The sequence below is a fragment of the Cytobacillus sp. FSL H8-0458 genome (assembly GCF_038002165.1).
GTDB lineage: Bacteria > Bacillota > Bacilli > Bacillales > Cytobacillaceae > Cytobacillus.
Window position 1 is genome coordinate 923,181 of the sequence record NZ_JBBOBR010000001.1, and the last position, 17,169, is coordinate 940,349.

Below are 17,169 nucleotides of genomic sequence, written 5' to 3' on the forward strand. Positions count from 1 at the left end.
TTATCAGATATGTGATGTCTGCAAAGAAAGGGGGGCGTGAGGATGAATGTGAAAAAGATTTCAACACGCAAAATTTCTGAGATTGCTGCTGAGCAAATTGAAGATATGATTGCCAAAGGATCCTTTAAACCTGGGGATAAGCTTCCTTCAGTAAGAGAGCTGTGCGAATTATTCGGTGTCGGACGGTCAGCTGTCAGAGACGCCCTAACCTCTTTGCAGGGCAAAGGAATTGTGCAGGTTAAGCAGGGGGAAGGCACTTATATAACCAGGTTTGATTCTTCTAAGCTGTTTATCAATCCGCATTTGCATCCGGACATAAAAGACATCCAGGAGTTGTTCCAGGCAAGAAAAATGGTGGAAACAGGGCTTGCTGAAATGGCAGCTGCAAATCGGTCGGATAAGGATTTGGCAATGATGAAGACGCTGATTTCCGATGCAGCCATACATGGATGGGAGGAGGATTACCAGTTTCATATGGCGATTGCCCGTGCAGCAGGTAATGATATCCTTATCCAATTTGTGCAGTTCATTTCTGAAACATTGAAAAAGTCCATGATTGATTTTCACCATTACCTTGAAACACGGGCTGACATTGCGAGAAAAATTGAGGAACAGCATTTGGAAATCTATTTGTCTATTGAAAATAAGCAGCCCGATCAGGCACATAAAAACATGGTTGACCATTTAGAATTGGTTGAGAAACTATTGCAGATGAGTATCCTTCAGGAGCAATGATGTTTTTTTGAATTTTACCAGAAACATTGTTTGTTATTACGAAACAAAAGGCGGTGGATAGTTTGATTGCAGCAGAATCAATAAGTGAGTTAAAGGCTTCTTTAAGAGAAGACCAGATTAGTAAAAATGAAGCTTTAAGCCCATTTGGCAATTCCGGAGATATGGTTGTTTTTCCGGAAACAGAAGAGGAAATTGCAGCTGTACTTAAGCATTCAGATTCGAATGGTTTAACCATCAACATTATGGGCGGAGGCACAAAGCGGGGATTCGGTGGCTTAACCGAAAAAACGGATATTCTTCTATCGCTTGAAAAATATACAGGGATTGTGGAACACACGCCCGGTGATATGACGTTAACGGTAAAAGCTGGAACTCGCTTTAAAGATCTTCAGGATTATCTCGCACAGCATAATCAAAAAATATCACTCGATCCTTATTGGCCTGAAAATGCCACAATAGGCGGGATCATTGCAGCAAATGAAAGCGGACCCAAAAGATTGGGCTACGGTTCAGCCCGTGATGCAGTCATTGGTTTAAGGACTGTATACCCTGATGGAAAAGTAATCCGATCCGGTGGAAGAGTCGTAAAAAATGTGGCCGGCTATGATATGAATAAACTATTTATTGGGGCGATGGGCACACTTGGTGTCATTTCTGAGATCACCTTAAAGCTTCGCCCTATACCTAAGTGCGAGAGCCTGGTTCTTGTTTTGTTTCCACAAGGAAACCTGGAGGGAATTAAAGCTTTTGCAGTGAAGGTTTTGGATTCTATGATTGAACCTGTCTCACTTGAACTCCTGAATCCGGCACTTTCTGATAAGCTAGCCGGAATAAAGGCCTACACTATAGCGATGGGTTTTGAAGATGTGGAAAGCTCTGTCCGCTATCAGGAAGAATTCGTGAGGAATATGCTGCCTGATGATGCGAAATTGTTTATAAATCCAAAGGAAAAAGCCGATTTGTTTTGGCACCGGTTTTACAGGCACATCCCCAATGGATTGGATGGGGAATTGCCAATCCAAACCGAAGCCATCCTTAAAATTGGAACTGTAAATCTTGAAGCGTTGAACTTGTTAAAGGAAGCGGAACTGCTGCAGGACCGATTTAATGTTGAGATCGAGTCGCATGGAGGACTTGGCCACGGATTGAGTCAAGTAACCATCAGAGGTGCAGAATCTGATGTCGCCAATGCCGCTGCCCATGTAAGGCAAATCGCTGAAAAAGCCGGCGGCTATGCGATTATCAAGCATTTGCCATTGAATCTTCGGAAACAAGTCGAGATATGGGGCAATAAACCGTCTTATTTCTTTTTGCTGCAGGGCATTAAAACAAAGGTTGATCCAAATAAAACATTAAATCCAAACAGATTTATAGGAGGGATTTAAATGAGCGTGCGGGAACTCGATTTAAAGCAAGAACCGCCATGTACTTCCGGATTGGGAAATTATTTATGGAGCGATCCGCCCGATGAAAAGAAATGGGCTGACTGTGTCCATTGCGGCATGTGTCTGGAATCCTGCCCGACATATGAACAGACAGGCCAGGAACAGCATTCTCCAAGGGGCCGGGTTCACTTAATCAAATCGGTGGCAGAAGGGAAGCTTCAAGTAAATGAGCAATTCATGGACCCGGTGTTTCAATGTCTGGATTGCCGCGCCTGTACAACTGCATGCCCGGCTGATGTCGATGTGGGCGGTTTGATTGAGGAAGCACGGGGCCAGATTCGTCAGGCAATGCCATTAACAGGTGTAAAAGGAGCCATAAGTAAATTTTTTCTTCATGATCTATTCCCGCACCAGAATCGCTTAAATACGCTCGGCAGCCTTCTGAGATTCTATCAAAAAAGCGGCATGCAAAAAGCTGTCCGGAAAACAAAATTAATCAATGTCATGCCGCAGCACCTCGTAGATATGGAATCCATTATGCCTGAAGTGAAAGAGCCTGTTAAAAAGAAATATAAAGACGTAAAAGTAATAAAAGCAACTGGGGAGACAAAGCAGGAAGTTGCCATGCTGACCGGCTGTGTAATGGATGTCATGTTCAGTGATATTAATGAATCCACCATCAGCGTACTGACCAGGAATGGAAATGATGTTGTCATTCCACAAAAGCAGACTTGCTGCGGAGCCCTGCATGTTCACGCGGGAGACCGTGATATGGGCAGAAAGCTGGCAAAGCAGAATATGGAGGCATTCAAGGACTTTGATAAAGTGATTGTTAATGCTGCCGGCTGCGGATGCATGATGAAGGAATACGCAGAATTATTTAAGGAAGACCCGGAAATGCATGCAAAAGCGGAAGAGTTTTCCGAAAAGGTAGAGGATATTTCAAAATTTCTTCATGAAACAGGCTATGAAAAGCCAAAGGCTGAGATGAACACTAGAATTACTTATCATGATGCCTGCCATTTAGCGCATGGACAGGGGATCCGTCAGCAGCCGCGCGATATTCTCCTTGATATTCCCGGTGTAGACATGGTTCATATGCCTAATTCAGACCGCTGCTGCGGAAGTGCAGGAATCTACAATATTACCAATCCTGAAATGGCCAATGCCGTCCTTGAAAGCAAAATGGAGAATGTTCCCGATGATGTTGAAATGATCTCTATGGGTAATCCCGGCTGTATGCTGCAGATGGCAATGGGAGTTCAAAAATACGGCAGAAACCAGAAAATCGTCCATACAGTCCAGCTTCTGGACTGGGCTTATCAAAAGGAAGACCGTATGCGGGAGGGAGAAGAGTGAAAGCAAAAGACCGGGTTAAATCAAAGGACAAACACATCTTAAATTTGGCTGATATCGTTGGCGGTGCCCGTTCCATTCTTTACCTGAAAGAAGATCTGGTTGCCTATGACTGTGACGGCTTTACGATTCATAAACATTTGCCGAAGGCCGTCGTTTTTCCTAAAAACACACAAGAAGTGGCGGAGATTGTTAAATATTGCTCTGAAAACGATCTTCCCTTCCTGGCAAGGGGAGCAGGAACAGGGCTTAGCGGCGGAGCCATACCGCTTAATGGAGAAATCATTATCAGTATGGTCAGGATGAAAAAGCTTATTAGCGTAGATCTGGAAAATCGCCGTGCCGTTGTAGAGCCTGGATTTGTCAATCTGAAACTCACCAATTCCATATCCGATAAAGGGTATTATTACGCACCAGATCCATCAAGCCAATATTGCTGTACAATTGGGGGCAATGTGGCAGAAAATGCCGGCGGTGCACATTGTCTGAAATACGGAGTCACGACAAACCATATTCTTGGACTTGAAGTGGTCATGCCCAATGGAGAAATAGTGGAAATTGGTAAAGACGGTATTCCGGATGCTCCTGGATATGATTTGCTTGGTCTGATCACAGGTTCTGAAGGAACCCTTGGCATTGTAACAAAAATAACAGTGAGGGTTCTGAAAAATCCTGAAGGAAAACAGACCGTTCTTGCCTACTTTGATCGTGTTGATGATGGTAGCCAGGCTGTATCGGACATAATTTCTGCAGGTATAGTGCCGGCAGCCCTTGAAATGATGGATAAAACTGCGATTGAAGGGGTGGAAGCTGCTGCTTTTCCGGTAGGCCATCCAAAAGATATCGAAGCAGTGCTCCTGATTGAAGTGGATGGGATTGCTGCGGGAATTCAGGAACAGATTGACCAGATCCTCGAGGTATGCCGAAAGAGGAATGTCCGTGAAGTCCGGGCGGCTGGAAGTGAAGAGGAAAGAGCCAGATGGTGGGCGAACCGGAAGACAGGCTTTGGTGCAATGGGAGCCATTTCTCCTGATTATCTGGTTCAGGATGGGGTTATTCCCCGAAGCAGGCTGCCTGAGGTTTTAAACAGAATCAATCAGATCAGCAGTGAATCGGGTTTGAGGATTGCGAATATTTTTCATGCAGGAGACGGAAATCTTCACCCCCTTGTTCTTTTTGATGCACGGGTACCAGGAGAATCAGAGAAAGCACTTGAAGCTGGAAGTCAATGCCTGAAGGTATGTGCGGATGTTGGAGGGACCATTACTGGAGAACATGGTGTCGGTATTGAGAAACGGGAAGAAATGCGATTTGTTTTCACAGAAGAGGAAATCGCTGCCCAGACAGAAATCCGGGAAGTCTTTAATCCTCATAATCTGCTGAATGCAGGAAAGCTGTTCCCATCGCCGGGCAGATGTGCCGAAGTTAAAAAAGAGATGAAAACCCAGGCAATTTCATAGGGAGTTCCCAGCCTTTCCTGGTGAAAGGCTGGCATTGAGATCAGAGAAGAATAAAATTGTGTGAAAATTATTGAAAATACTTTTGGAAACATGCTATTATTTTTTTAAGAGAAAGTTAGAAACGCTGTTTCGTAATAAGAAACAACCGAAATTAAAAGCAGCAATCAAAGGAGGAAATGAATAATGGAGAACTATGTGAAAACAGGAAGCCTGCAGGTTGCAAGGGAGCTCTATGAATTTATTAATTCCGAGGCTCTGCCGGGAAGCGGAGTTAATCAGGAGCAATTCTGGTCAGGTTTGGAATCGCTTATAAATGATCTGACCCCTAAAAATAAAGCATTGCTTGCAAAGCGTGATGAAATTCAGCATAAGCTGAACACTTGGCACAGAGAAAACCAGAATTTTGATTTTAATAACTATAAGTCATTCTTAGAAGAAATCGGTTATCTTGAGCCAAAAGCCGAGGATTTTAAAATCACTACAGAAAACGTGGATGAAGAAGTAGCTGTGAAGGCCGGACCGCAATTGGTCGTTCCAGTTAATAATGGAAGATATGCGATCAATGCAGCAAATGCCCGGTGGGGAAGCTTGTACGATGCACTTTATGGAACCGATGCAATCAGTGAAGAAAATGGGGCAAATAGGGACGGCGGATATAATCCTGTAAGGGGAGAAAAGGTTATTGCATTTGCCAGGGAATTCCTTGACCAAACTGTTCCTCTCTCAAGCGGTTCGCATAAGGACGCTGTACAGTACAAGGTTGATGAAGGGAAACTGGAAGTTGTGCTGGGCAATGGCGAAACTGCAAATCTAAAAGAAGAAGCAAAGTTTGCCGGATACCAGGGAGATCAGGATCAGCCTTCTGCGGTACTCTTAAAGAATAATGGCCTTTATTTTGAGATTCAGTTTGACAGAAGCCACCCAATTGGAAAAACGGATAATGCAGGGGTGAAGGATGTTTTACTTGAAGCTGCAATTACCACAATTATGGACTGTGAGGATTCAGTAACAGCAGTTGATGCTGAAGACAAGGTCCTTGTATACCGCAACTGGCTCGGTTTGATGAAGGGTGACCTTTCCGCAGCCTTCACAAAGGACTCTAAATCAATGACACGTAAATTGAATCCAGACCGGTCATATGTGTCTCCTGAAGGAAAGGATTTCTCATTATCAGGACGTTCATTGATGTTTGTCAGGAATGTCGGACATTTAATGTCCATTAACGCTATTTTGGATGCAGAAGGAAATGAAGTGCAGGAAGGTATCCTCGATACGGTAGTTACTTCCCTGATTGGGAAGCATACATTGCTTGGAAATGGACCATACCAAAACACATCTGAGGGATCCATTTATATCGTTAAGCCAAAAATGCACGGGTCCAAAGAGGTTGCTTTTGCAAACGAGTTATTTGACCGGACGGAAGATCTGCTTGGACTGGAGCGGAACACACTGAAAATTGGTGTAATGGATGAGGAGCGCCGTACATCCTTGAATCTTGCAGCCTGCATCCGTGAAGTAAAGGAGCGCATTGTTTTCATAAACACCGGATTCCTTGACCGTACAGGGGATGAGATGCACACTTCCATGGAAGCTGGCCCGATGATCCGCAAGAATGATATGAAAGCAACAGCCTGGCTAAAAGGCTATGAAAAATCCAATGTCAATACAGGCCTTGAAACAGGCTTCCAGGGACGTGCGCAAATTGGAAAAGGCATGTGGGCTATGCCTGATATGATGGCAGATATGATGGAGCAAAAGATCGGCCATCTGAACGCCGGCGCCAATACTGCCTGGGTACCGTCTCCAACTGCAGCCACCCTTCATGCATTGCATTACCATCAGGTAGAAGTTCAGAAGGTGCAAAACAAGCTGCTGGAGGAAGTTACAGACCTTCGTGACGAAATTCTGCAGATACCGGTTGCAGAAAATCCGCAATGGACTCAAGAGGAGATCCAGGAAGAACTGGAAAACAACGCACAGGGTATTCTCGGATATGTGGTACGCTGGGTTGAGCAGGGCATCGGCTGTTCCAAAGTTCCTGATATCAATAATATTGGTTTAATGGAGGACCGTGCGACATTAAGGATTTCGAGCCAGCATGCTGCAAATTGGCTTCACCATGGCATCTGCACGAAGGAACAAGTGCTTGAGACACTTAAGAAAATGGCTAAGGTAGTAGATGAACAAAACAGTGGAGATACCGCATACCGCCCAATGGCAGCTGATTTCGATCAATCGGTTGCATTCCAGGCAGCATGTGACCTTGTTTTCGAAGGCTATGATCAGCCAAACGGCTATACAGAACCAATCTTGCACCGCCGCCGTCTTGAAGCGAAGTCCAAATATGCTGTTAAACAGTAATAATTTCAGAACAGGGCATGCAGGTGCCCTGTTTTTCTAAGGATGTGCAGACTTAAAGTAATTGAGGGGAGAGGAAGAACAATGAAATTCACCAGATTTGAAGTTAATGGAGCAGTACATGCAGGAGTATTAGAAGACGGTATGATTAAAGAAATTAAAGGTGATATTTTCGGAGATTGGGAGTATACCGGCCAAAACTTTTCCCCGAATGAAGCTAAACAGCTTGCACCGCTGGTTCCAAATCAGATAATTGGAATTGGAGCCAACTATGTGTCCGAGAAATCTGATTTGCCTGAGACACTCCCTGAAATTCCTGTATTCTTCTTCAAGCCTGTATCTTCTGTTATCGGTCCTGATGAAGATATTATCATTCCTGAAGGCATTGAAGAGGTGAAATTCGAATCAGAACTGGCTGTAGTTATTGGCAGAGAAGCAAAAAATGTAGCAGAGTCAGACGTGCTTGATTATGTTTTCGGCTACACAGTGGGGAATGATGTTACTGCTCCGCAATTTTTCCATAATGACGGACATTGGACAATTGGCAAATCCTTTGACAGTTTTACCCCGCTTGGTCCCGTAATCGAAACAGAACTCGATCCGTTTCAGTTGAAAGTTGAAGCAAAATTAAACGGCTCAGAAAAGCAGAACAGCAGCACTGATCTCATGATTATCCCAATCCGAAAAATGATTTCCTACCTGTCTAATGTCATGACACTGAAGCCGGGTGACGTTATCCTTACAGGAAGTCCTGTTGGAGCTGAAATGGTCAGGTCAGGCGATGTTATCGAATGTGAAATCAAAGAGATTGGAACCCTGCGAAATACATTTGCAGTGGCACGTGAAAGCGCAAAAACGGTATAATTCAAGTATATTGAATTATGTTTTTGCACCTGAGGTGAGTATTTTGGAAAGAGAAAATATGGTCAAGTCCGTCAGCAGGGCATTGGATATTATTACATTGATCAGCCTGAAGAAAACCGGTCTTGGCGTTACGGAAATTGCCAATCAGATCGACATCAACAAAAGCTCTGTTTATCGTATTCTATCTACCCTTGTTCAGTACGGATATATAGAGCAGGACACCGGAACCGGAAAGTACAAATTAGGGTATAAGTTCCTCGAGATCAGCTCAAAGCTGCTTGAATCAATCGATTTGCGTGCAGAAGCAAGGCCTTTTCTGCAGGAGCTTGAAAATGAAACAAATGAAGTCATTCATTTAGTCGTTTACGATCAGGGCGAAGTTGTGTACATCGAGAAGCTTGAGGGCAATGAGACGTTAAGAATGCATTCTAAAGTCGGGAAACGCGCTCCCATGCATTGCACATCTGTCGGGAAGGCCATTCTTGCACACCTGCCTTCAAGCATTGTATCCGATATTCTAGAGAGAAAAGGGATGCCGGTCCATACAGATAAAACCATAACGGATAAAGACGAATTCATGAAAGAATTGGGTCAGGTAAGGCAAAAAGGATATGCTTTTGATCTCGAAGAAAATGAATACGGAATTACTTGTGTTGCCGTTCCTATTTTTGACCACCTTGGCAAGGTTATTGCTGCAGTCAGTATTTCAGGTCCGACCATGAGGATGACAGATGATCGGCTTGATGCATTAAAATCCATAATGGTAAAGACAGGACAAGGAATTTCCGCACGTCTTGGTCATGTAAGCCGAATCAATTAGTTATTAGCTCGATATATCTCGATAAAAAGATATATTGAGCTAATTTTTTTGTATATACATACAAATATTTTTGTGTAAATACATAGATTTAATTTTCCAAATATTATTGAAATTATGAAAAATGTTTGTATAATGTAAATAAGCCTAATGCCATGTTGTATAACAAAACCATTATAGTTATATAACATGTTTCGCTGTCCGCAACAAAATGCAATCATTGTTCGTTATTACAAAACAAAGGGGGAAACGTAATTTGAGTACTGGAATGTTAGCTTTATTATCTTTATTGCCAATTATTGCAGTTGCAGTATTTCTTGTCGGATTGAGATGGCCGGCAAGTAAGGCGATGCCCATCTCGTACCTGGTAGCAGTTGTCCTGGCGCTATTTGTCTGGAAGGTGTCGGGTGCTAAAGTGGCGGCTGCATCCATTAACGGCCTGGTTGTCGCCGGAACACTTCTTTATATTATTTTCGGGGCTATTCTGCTTCTAAATACCCTTCAGGAAAGCGGTGGCTTAAAAACCATCCGTCAAGGATTTACAGATATATCGCCTGACCGCCGTATACAAGTCATTATCATTGCCTGGCTGTTCGGTTCTTTCATTGAAGGCGCATCCGGGTTTGGTACTCCAGCGGCAGTAGCTGTTCCGCTGTTAGTTGGACTTGGCTTTCCGGCTATGGCCGCAGTTATTGCCGGAATGGTCATTCAAAGTACACCAGTGTCATTCGGTGCTGTAGGGACACCGATGCTTGTCGGCGTTCAGACTGGTTTATCCGGCAATGCCAGCCTTACAGATAACCTGCTTGGATTAGTAACTCAAATCGCAGGTCAAGTAGCTATTCTCCACATGATTGCGGGAACATTAATTCCTTTATTTGTAGTAGCTTTAATGACAAGATTTTTCGGCAAAAATAAATCATTTACCGAAGGGGTAAAAATCTGGAAGTTTGCCCTTTTTGCAGCTTTTTCCATGACAATCCCTTATGTTATTGTCGCAAATGTCCTTGGACCTGAATTCCCATCGATGATTGGGGGATTAGCTGGTTTAGCTATCGTTGTTTTTGCGGCTAAAAAAGGCTTCCTTATGCCTCCTAAGGATCAGGTTTGGGATTTTGAAGAGAAATCCAAGTGGGATCCTGAATGGACTGGAAAGCTGGAAATCAAAGCTGTTGCTCACAAAAGCGGAAGCATGAGTATGATGCGTGCCTGGACACCTTATGTTTTAGTCGGACTATTCTTAGTATTGTCAAGATTGAAATCGCTTCCATTTTTAGAGTGGCTTCAGGCGTGGACGGTCAAATTTGAGAACATCTTTGATTCCGGCATCACTTCAAGCTTCCAGCCACTGTATTTGCCGGGTACGATTTTTATTCTTGTATCTGTTATCACTTATTTTATCCATGGAATGAATTCCAGTTCATACAAAAAAGCCTGGGCAGATTCAGGAAAGACCACTGTTGCTGCTTCAACAGCTTTAATTTTCACTGTTCCGATGGTACAGGTTTTCATCAATACCGGCGGTGGAGAAGCAGGCTATAATCAGATGCCGATCGAGCTCGCGAACGGTGCTGCAGCTCTTGCTGGAGAATTCTGGCCATTCTTTGCAACCTTCATCGGGGGTCTGGGAGCCTTTATTGCAGGAAGTAATACAGTCAGTAATATGATGTTTGCATTATTCCAGTATGATGTCGGCTCGCAGATCGGGGTCGATGCCACCTGGATTGTAGCCCTTCAGGCAGTCGGAGGCGCAGCCGGAAACATGATTTGTGTGCATAACGTCGTTGCTGCATCAGCTGTTGTGGGACTTGTCGGAAAAGAAGGCACTGTCATTCGTAAAACGTTATTCCCATTCTTCTACTATGCACTGCTGGCAGGATCTGTAGGTTACTCGATTGTCTGGTATTCGCAAAAAGGGATTTTCAATATCGGTTCCTTCATTGCAGTTGCCATCGCATTCGCAGCTGTTTATATAATTGCAACAAATAACAGGCGTTCCAACATGATTTTGCCTCCGCCTCCGGTGAATGTAAAATCTGCTAAATAATACTTTTAACTGGTTTAGCCCTTTGGCTGGCCAGTTTTTTCTTGCGTAAAAAAATTTAATTTCCCTCTTCTCTTTTCCAATAACTTGTAATATAATTTAACTGTGTTAACTGTACTAGGAATCATAGTACACTATATACAGGTGGGAGGGTAAGCATGTTTGAATTGGACGTAAGGAGCCGAAAACCTATATATGAACAGCTGGTTGAGCGGCTTAAAGAGCTGATCATCACAGAGGTCTTATCAGCAGATGAACAGCTGCCTTCCGTTCGAACGCTGGCCCAGCAGCTGACGATCAATCCTAATACCATTCAGAAGGCGTATAGGGAGCTTGAGTCCCAGGGCTATATTTATTCCATAAAAGGGAAAGGCAGTTTTGTCAGTGCAGCGACACCCAATCTGAACAGCGAAAAAATAGAAAAAGTGAAAAATGAACTTTCAAAGCTTTTATCAGAAGCTATATACCTTGGAATCACAAAGAATGAATTATTCAAGCTCATACAGGAAATAGAAGCAGCTATAGGGGGAGGGATAGAAGATGATCAAAATCCGTAATGTGCGAAAATCTTTCGAGGAGATGGATGCTGTCGAAAATGTCTGCATCGAAGTGAATAAAGGGTCCATATACGGCTTGCTTGGATCCAATGGAGCCGGAAAAACAACACTTTTAAAGCTTTTGGCAGGCATCTATGCAGAGGATGAAGGGTCCATTGCCATTGACGGCCAGCCGGTGTTCGAAAACCCGCAAATGAAAGAAAAGATCTTTTTTATTCAGGACCATCCCTATTTTCTGCCTCAATATACAGTTAAGCAGATGGCGCAATTTTATAGAAATATTTACAGCAGGTGGGATGAAGAACGCTTTGAAGAACTGGCTGCTATTTTTGAAATGGATATACATAAAAAGATTCATAGATTCTCAAAAGGCATTCAGAGGCAGGCTGCTTTTATCCTTGCTTTGTCTGCCAGGCCGGAAGTGTTAATTTTGGATGAGCCTATGGACGGGCTTGACCCTGTCATGAGGAAGAAAGTGAAAAGCCTGCTGATCGATGAGGTTGCAGAAAGAGAAATGACGATTCTTATTTCCTCTCATAATCTGCGTGAAGTTGAAGATCTATGTGATTATATAGGCATTATGCATAATGGGCGTATGATTCTGGAAAAAGATCTTGATGATCTTAAAACAGATACCCATAAAATTCAGGTTGCCTTTAAAGGATCTGTACCAGCCATTTTCGATCCGCTGAAGATTCTTCATAAAGAAAAAAGAGGCAGCATAATGATCTGCATTGTAAAGGGAGATGCAAAGGAAATATCGTCATATGTAGAACAATTTAAACCAGTAATTTTCGATATGCTTCCCCTGACATTAGAGGAGATTTTCATTTATGAAATGGGGGACATTGGATATGCAGTCCAAAACATCCTTGATTAAAAGGGAAATTCTAAAAACGATCTTCAGAAGTGTCGGCTGGGTTTCCATCTTGTATTTTCTCGGTCTGTTCTTTGCCATTCCTCTTGATATCATAATGAATTCTTCAGAGGAACAGCGGAAATTCCTGGACATTGATAATCTGTTTCAATACAACTTCCAGCTCCAATTTATATTTAGTATATCAGTACCGGTGGCCTTGTCTGTGTTCTTATTCAGGTATACACAGGTAAAACAATATAGCGATTTAATGCACAGCCTCCCAGTTAAAAGGGAATCCATTTTCCATCAATATGCTTTAACAGGAATCATGCTATTAATTTTGCCGGTTTTACTCATTGCTTTGATTGTCCTGGTTCTTTACCAGCCCATGAATTTGCAGGACTTTTATTCAATGGGGGATATCCTCAATTGGGTGGGCATCACGCTTTTATTTAATATTGTGATCTACCTGGCAGGTGTTTCTGTAGGAATGCTGACGGGATTAACCGCGGTACAGGGTGCCTTAACGTATATCTTTCTCTTGCTCCCTGTTGGACTGATCATTTTAGTTTCTATTAATTTGCCTTTCTATTTATTCGGCTTTCCAGGCCAATATTATATGGAAAGCAAATTCGAAAAGTTCTCTCCTTTGATTGCATTTACTCAGATGAATATGCGTACACCGTCAAGTGTGGAGGCTGCCGTTTATCTCATACTTATTGTGTCCCTGTATTTTCTCGGTTTGCAGATTTATAAAAGGAGAAGAATGGAGGCGGTCTCCCATGCGCTTGTTTTTCCGATAACAAAGCCCATTTTTAAATATGGTGTAACGTTTTGCACCATGCTTCTTGGCGGCGGTTATTTCGGTGAGATGCAGGGCGGCATGAGCTGGATTATAGCGGGATATGTATTTGGAGCATTGATTGGTTATGCTGCGGCCGAAATGGTACTGCAGAAATCATGGCGAGTGACCATTCATATAAAAGGATTGATGGTATACACAGCCATAATGGCGGCTTTATTCGTCTTATTTCAATTTGATTTGACTAAGTATGAAAAAAGCATACCGCGGAGCAATGAAATTGAGCGGGTCCATTTCAGCGAGAGTTATTACCTTTATAGTGATATTGATCATGAAGAACCGATATATTTAAAGGAATACGAGAATATTGATTTGGTCAGAAGGTTTCATGAGAAGCTTGTAAAGAATGAAGACAGACAGGCGCAGCTTTCGGGCCGTGATTCCATATTTATTGTATACGAACTGAAAAATGGCGAAAAGCTGATTCGCGATTACAGGATTAGTAAAAGGGAATATAAGCCATTTCTTAAGCTGATTTATGAATCGGATGAATATAAAATGGCAACAAATGAAATCTATCAGGTATCAGCAGATGATACTACGAAAATCACAATTACCCCATCCGGGCCAGTTTCAAAGCGGGCGGTCATTACAGATAAAGAAGAACTAAAAGAAGCTGTTGAGATATTGACTGAGGAAGTGGACACAGCTTCTTATGAAGAGCTTCAGGGAATTGACGAGCCATATGCGCATATTGAGATTTATTATAATGACAGCAAAAAAGCTTATATGACCTGGAATCCTTCTTATACAAGATTTGAGAAATGGCTGGAAGAAAAGTCATTGCTGAATGATGCAAAAGTGAATAGCAATGATATTTCTTATGCACTGGCTGCAAAAGCGGATGATATCGATATCAACTTTGCGGCAGGGTACTCTTATGAGGAAGTTTTTGAAGAGATGGCTGACAGCAAATCTTCAATCAAAATTACGGATAAGGAACAAATAGAAAGCGGTTTGAGGAATTCAAATGGATACATTGAAGGAGACTATATTATTGCATTCTATTTTGATGAGCAAAGGACAATTGATATTAAGAGTTTCACTGAAAAAACAATACCGGACTTCATAAAAGAACGGCTTCAATAATAAGGGAGAAATCTACAGGAGAGGGGGATTACAGTGATAAAACCTTCAATGGATATGAGAGAAATCTGCAGACTCTACAATAAGCGGCTTTATCATATCGCATATAGCATAACACGGGATCATTATCTAGCACAGGATGTTGTACAGGAAACACTGATCAAGGCTTATAAAAAAATGGACAGCATAGATGATCAGGATAAGCTGGGATCATGGTTATCATCAATTGCGACCAGAACTGCAATAGATTTTGTGCGAAAAGAAAGAAGGACTAATGAGAGGATACAGGATTCCGTTGATTTTGAGAACTGCATGGAAAGCAGGTACAGCGATACTGGGCAGGAAGCAGAGATCAATATGCTTCAGGAGCAGATATACGCTTATGTGGATTCCCTCTCCTATGAACAGAAAAGGGTTTTCCTGCTTAAAACGAAGCATGGACTGAAGGAAAGAGAAATAGCGGACCTTCTCCATCTCAACCCGAATACTGTTAAAACAAAACTATATCGGGTTAGACAGCATCTGAGAGAAATCCTTGCTGATCGGAATTTGGCATAGAAAAACAGCTTCTGAAAAGGAGCTGTTTTTTGTCCAATAACAAGAACTGATAAATAATCAGACAGTCAGCAGGAAAATCACCATTCCAAATGGAAATGACTTCATAGAATACCTGATTAATAAAAGGAGGTTCATTATGGAATTGAAAGAATGCAGAGCTATAGTTACGGGCGGTGCTTCGGGGCTTGGAGAGGCGACAGTGAGAAAAATAGCCGGATGCGGAGGGAAGGTCCTTATTGCAGATTTGGCGGAAGATCGGGCAGCTTATCTTATCAGGGAACTGGGTGAAAATGTTCTTTTTGTGAAAACGGATGTTACAAAAGAAGAAGACGTAAAGAGGGCAGTGTCGTTTGCTGTTGAACAATTTGGCAGCATTAATACTGCAGTTAATTGTGCCGGCATCGGAATTGCCGCAAAGCTGCTGGGCCGAAAAGGCGTCCATTCTCTGGACATGTTCCAAAAGGTCATTATGATAAATCTGATTGGGACTTTTAATGTCATTCGTCTGGCTGCAGAACAAATGGCAAAGAATGACCCGAATGATCAAGGAGAAAGAGGTGTGATTATTAATACGGCTTCCGTCGCAGCCTTTGAAGGACAAATTGGCCAGTCAGCATATAGTGCATCCAAAGGCGGAGTGGTTGGTATGACCCTGCCGATTGCCAGGGAGCTGGCGGGTTATGGGATTCGTGTGATGACGATTGCCCCTGGGTTGTTTAACACACCAATGTTTGATTCGCTGCCTGATGAGGCAAGGGATTCTTTGGGGAAAATGGTGCCTTTTCCTTCAAGGCTTGGATATCCTGAGGAGTATGCCAGGCTGGCTGAAAGTATCTTAGTAAATCCCATGCTGAATGGCGAAACTATCAGGCTGGATGGAGGCATCCGCATGCAGCCAAAGTAAATGAGAGAACCGTCCTTTATTCAAAAGACAAGGTTTTCTTAAAAAAAATGAATTTTAAATGTTCTAAAAATATAGATAATTATTGTACAATATAATTGTAAGCCTTTACAAAGGCAGTAGATATCACTTTGTGTTATGCAAAAAAAATTTTAGTTTCGGAGGTTCATAATATGGCAGCGTCATACCTGCAGGAAGAGCATGAAATTTTTAGAGAATCTCTGCGTAAGTTCTTAGAGAAAGAAGCATATCCGAACTATGACAAATGGGAAGAGGACAGGATCATTCCCCGTGAATTTTGGCGCAAGATGGGGGAGCAGGGTTTTTTATGCCCCGATATTGAAGAAAAGTATGGCGGAAGCAATGTTGATTGGGGCTTTTCAGTAATTATCAATGAAGAACTTGAACGGGTTGGCTCTGGGCTGGTGGGAATTGGGCTCCACAATGATATCGTCGTCCCGTACATTACTGCTTATGGAACTGATGAGCAAAAAGAAAGGTGGCTGCCAAAGTGTGCAGCGGGTGAATTCATTACGGCAATAGCAATGACTGAACCTGGCGCCGGCTCTGACTTAGCAGGCATCAGAACGACAGCTAAGCTTGAAGGGGACCATTACATAGTGAATGGCGAAAAGACCTTTATTACCAACGGAATTCATTCCGATTTAATCATCATAGCCTGTAAAACAGATCCCCATGCCGTCCCCCGGCATAAAGGAGTAAGCCTGCTTGCGGTCGAGAGGGGAACAGAAGGGTTTTCAAGAGGGAGGAAATTAAACAAGGTCGGTCTTCATTGTCAGGATACTGCAGAGTTAATCTTCGAGGACTGCAGGGTTCCGAAGGAAAACCTGATCGGCGAAGAAGGAAAAGGTTTTCTATATTTAATGGAAAAGCTGCAGCAGGAAAGGCTTGTCGTGGCAATTGCTGCCCAGGTGACTGCAGAGGAAATGCTTAACTTAACAATAAATTATGTAAAGAATCGCGAGGCATTCGGAAAACTGGTCAGCCAGTTTCAGAACACTCAATTTAAAATTGCAGAAATGGCAACAGATATTGAGATGGGAAGGGTGTTCCTTGATCAATTGATTACAGAGCATATGGCAGAAAAAGATGTAGTCACAAAGGTCTCCATGGCGAAATGGAAGCTGACAGAAAATGCCCGCAAGATTGCAGCTGAATGCATGCAGCTTCATGGCGGCTATGGCTATATGGAAGAATACGAGATTGCAAGGAGGTTCAGAGATATACCAGTCGCCAGCATATATGCAGGCACAAATGAAATCATGAAAACCATTATTGCGAAGAACATGGGTTTATAGGGAGGAGT

14 protein-coding genes are annotated in these 17,169 nt (G+C 42.8%); all 14 read left to right on the forward strand.

The genetic code is table 11. The features are described 5' to 3' along the window. The first annotated feature begins 42 nt into the window (after nucleotides 1-42). The 14 genes from NYE23_RS04735 (at nucleotide 43) to NYE23_RS04800 (ending at nucleotide 17,161) form a co-directional block, all read left to right on the forward strand. Complete coding sequence (locus NYE23_RS04735; RefSeq protein WP_341075846.1) at nucleotides 43-735, forward strand: FadR/GntR family transcriptional regulator; 693 nt, start codon at nucleotides 43-45, stop codon at nucleotides 733-735. Between the two features lie 62 nt (nucleotides 736-797). Beyond that, on the forward strand, nucleotides 798-2,120 hold the full coding sequence (locus tag NYE23_RS04740) for an FAD-binding oxidoreductase (protein ID WP_341075847.1): 1,323 nt from the start codon (nucleotides 798-800) through the stop codon (nucleotides 2,118-2,120). After that, complete coding sequence (locus NYE23_RS04745) at nucleotides 2,121-3,479, forward strand: (Fe-S)-binding protein (RefSeq protein WP_341075849.1); 1,359 nt, start codon at nucleotides 2,121-2,123, stop codon at nucleotides 3,477-3,479. Continuing rightward, nucleotides 3,476-4,936: an FAD-linked oxidase C-terminal domain-containing protein gene (locus NYE23_RS04750; RefSeq protein WP_341075850.1), complete on the forward strand. Its 1,461-nt coding sequence runs from the start codon at nucleotides 3,476-3,478 to the stop codon at nucleotides 4,934-4,936. Before NYE23_RS04745 ends, NYE23_RS04750 begins: the two co-directional genes overlap by 4 nt. A gap of 183 nt (nucleotides 4,937-5,119) precedes the next feature. Then, entirely contained in the window at nucleotides 5,120-7,297 is a 2,178-nt protein-coding gene (locus NYE23_RS04755; RefSeq protein WP_341075852.1) for a malate synthase G, read from the forward strand. 81 nt (nucleotides 7,298-7,378) lie between these two features. Further along, entirely contained in the window at nucleotides 7,379-8,158 is a 780-nt protein-coding gene (locus tag NYE23_RS04760) for a fumarylacetoacetate hydrolase family protein (protein WP_341075854.1), read from the forward strand. 43 nt (nucleotides 8,159-8,201) lie between these two features. Beyond that, complete coding sequence (locus NYE23_RS04765; RefSeq protein WP_341075856.1) at nucleotides 8,202-8,978, forward strand: IclR family transcriptional regulator; 777 nt, start codon at nucleotides 8,202-8,204, stop codon at nucleotides 8,976-8,978. A 253-nt stretch (nucleotides 8,979-9,231) separates the two neighbouring features. Then, nucleotides 9,232-11,022 (forward strand): L-lactate permease, encoded by a 1,791-nt coding sequence (locus NYE23_RS04770; RefSeq protein ID WP_341075859.1) that lies wholly within the window; start codon nucleotides 9,232-9,234, stop codon nucleotides 11,020-11,022. A gap of 155 nt (nucleotides 11,023-11,177) precedes the next feature. Continuing rightward, the gene (locus NYE23_RS04775; RefSeq protein WP_341075860.1) at nucleotides 11,178-11,576 is read left to right on the forward strand and encodes a GntR family transcriptional regulator; all 399 of its coding nucleotides are present in this window, start codon (nucleotides 11,178-11,180) and stop codon (nucleotides 11,574-11,576) included. Then, nucleotides 11,560-12,456, forward strand: a complete 897-nt coding sequence (locus NYE23_RS04780; protein WP_341075862.1) for an ABC transporter ATP-binding protein — start codon at nucleotides 11,560-11,562, stop codon at nucleotides 12,454-12,456. Before NYE23_RS04775 ends, NYE23_RS04780 begins: the two co-directional genes overlap by 17 nt. Continuing rightward, entirely contained in the window at nucleotides 12,410-14,386 is a 1,977-nt protein-coding gene (locus tag NYE23_RS04785) for a DUF6449 domain-containing protein (RefSeq protein ID WP_341075864.1), read from the forward strand. The genes NYE23_RS04780 and NYE23_RS04785 overlap by 47 nt, the downstream gene beginning before the upstream one ends. 33 nt (nucleotides 14,387-14,419) lie before the next feature. After that, entirely contained in the window at nucleotides 14,420-14,941 is a 522-nt protein-coding gene (locus NYE23_RS04790; RefSeq protein WP_341075865.1) for an RNA polymerase sigma factor, read from the forward strand. 136 nt (nucleotides 14,942-15,077) lie between these two features. Beyond that, nucleotides 15,078-15,845 (forward strand): 3-hydroxyacyl-CoA dehydrogenase, encoded by a 768-nt coding sequence (locus tag NYE23_RS04795; RefSeq protein ID WP_341075868.1) that lies wholly within the window; start codon nucleotides 15,078-15,080, stop codon nucleotides 15,843-15,845. A 170-nt stretch (nucleotides 15,846-16,015) separates the two neighbouring features. Next, complete coding sequence (locus tag NYE23_RS04800; protein ID WP_341075871.1) at nucleotides 16,016-17,161, forward strand: acyl-CoA dehydrogenase family protein; 1,146 nt, start codon at nucleotides 16,016-16,018, stop codon at nucleotides 17,159-17,161. The last annotated feature ends 8 nt before the right edge of the window (nucleotides 17,162-17,169 follow it).